The sequence below is a fragment of the Brevundimonas sp. P2_A6 genome, assembly GCF_056404975.1.
This window is the reverse complement of record NZ_JBFUCZ010000012.1, coordinates 1-1,296: the sequence shown is the minus strand read 5'-3', so window position 1 is coordinate 1,296 and position 1,296 is coordinate 1. Positions and strand designations below refer to the sequence as shown.

The 1,296-nt window shown below is 65.1% G+C and carries 1 protein-coding gene; it reads right to left on the bottom strand.

Going from position 1 to position 1,296, the window contains the following annotated elements; all coding sequences use genetic code 11:
- Positions 1–105: 105 nt before the first annotated feature.
- A complete protein-coding gene (gene tuf / locus AC1DW4_RS15050; protein WP_013269004.1) occupies positions 106–1,296 on the bottom strand; it encodes an elongation factor Tu in 1,191 nt (396 codons plus the stop codon).

The window sequence follows — 1,296 nt, the reverse complement described above, 5'->3', positions numbered from 1 at the left end:
CAAAGAAAAAGGCCCCCCGGTTCGCACCGGGAGGCCTTGCTCGGTTCAGTCACTCACGCGCTCAAGCAGCGAGCCGCCGCGCGGCGAGCGTTAGCGCCCTTAAGATCAGGCGATGATCTTGGCGACGACGCCGGCGCCGACGGTGCGGCCGCCTTCACGGATGGCGAAGCGCAGCTTCTCTTCCATGGCGATCGGCGTGATCAGCTCGACGTTCAGCTCGGCGTTGTCGCCGGGCATGATCATCTCGACACCTTCCTTCAGGTGCACGATGCCGGTCACGTCCGTGGTGCGGAAGTAGAACTGCGGGCGGTAGTTCGTGAAGAACGGCGTGTGACGGCCGCCTTCTTCCTTGGTCAGGATGTAGGCCTCGGCCAGGAACTTGGTGTGCGGGGTGATGGAGCCCGGCTTGCACAGGACCTGACCGCGCTCGACGTCTTCACGCTTGGTGCCGCGCAGCAGCACGCCGACGTTGTCGCCCGCCTGGCCCTGGTCCAGCAGCTTGCGGAACATTTCCACGCCCGTGCAGGTCGTCTTCTGGACCGGACGGATGCCGACGATCTCGACTTCCTCACCGACCTTGACGATGCCGCGCTCGACGCGACCCGTGACCACGGTGCCGCGGCCCGAGATCGAGAACACGTCCTCGACCGGCATCAGGAACGGCAGGTCGACGGGGCGTTCCGGCTGCGGGATGTAGGCGTCGACGGTTTCCATCAGCGCCAGAACCTGCTGCTCGCCGATTTCCGGGTTCACGCCGTCGGTCGCGGCCTTGGCCGAGCCCATGGTGATCGGAATGTCGTCGCCGGGGAACTGGTAGGACGAAAGCAGCTCGCGCACTTCCATCTCGACGAGCTCCAGCAGCTCCTTGTCGTCGACCAGGTCGACCTTGTTCATGAACACCACCAGGGCGGGCACGCCGACCTGACGGGCCAGCAGGATGTGCTCGCGGGTCTGCGGCATCGGGCCGTCGGCGGCCGACACCACCAGGATCGCGCCGTCCATCTGGGCGGCGCCGGTGATCATGTTCTTCACATAGTCGGCGTGGCCGGGGCAGTCGACGTGGGCATAGTGACGGTTGGCCGTCTCATATTCCACGTGCGCGGTGTTGATCGTGATGCCGCGGGCCTTTTCTTCGGGCGCAGCATCGATGTCGGCATAGGCCATCGCCTTGGCCCCACCGGCCTTGGCCAGCGTCATCGTGATCGCCGCCGTCAGCGTCGTCTTGCCGTGGTCCACGTGACCGATCGTGCCGATGTTGCAATGCGGCTTGTTACGTTCGAACTTTTCCTTGGCCAT

Coding starts and splice junctions, on each gene's coding strand:
- tuf (WP_013269004.1), bottom strand. CDS start 1,296: ATGGCCAAGGAAAAGTTCGAACGTAACAAGCCGCATTGCAACATCGGC.